This is a genomic window from Oleiphilus sp. HI0080, from assembly GCF_001635135.1.
In genome coordinates, this window is the sequence record NZ_LWFU01000161.1 from 1 (window position 1) to 357 (window position 357).

1 protein-coding gene is annotated in these 357 nt (G+C 50.4%); it reads right to left on the reverse strand.

Translation table 11 applies throughout. The annotated features are described in order from the left end of the window. Positions 1-357: FliH/SctL family protein (locus tag A3751_RS22045; protein WP_231876816.1), on the reverse strand; the 357-nt coding region annotated here is incomplete at both ends.

Sequence of the window (357 nt, forward strand, 5' to 3'; positions counted from 1 at the left end):
TCAGAATCGTTTGGTATGTTGCCTTGAACCTGCTCTTGCTCCGCCAACTGCTGACCTTCGCTGAGCAACGCACTTGAGTAATCCGTATGTGTTTGCATTGAGTCGGGCGTTTCTTGATGCACTTCAAAATTCTGTGCCTTTGCTGCGTCCATCAACATCGCTTGAACCGCGAGTTGGTAGCGTTTTTCTACTGTGTAATCAAGCACTTGGTCGGTCGTCTCGATAATACAGCCGCCCCTTGCTATTGCTGCATTCGGTCGCACCGTCGCCTCAGGGGAAAGCGCCTGAATGATGTCGACAACATACGTTCTATCTTGGGGGTTCAACTGGATTGTGATGTCTTGCGCGTGTTTGGGA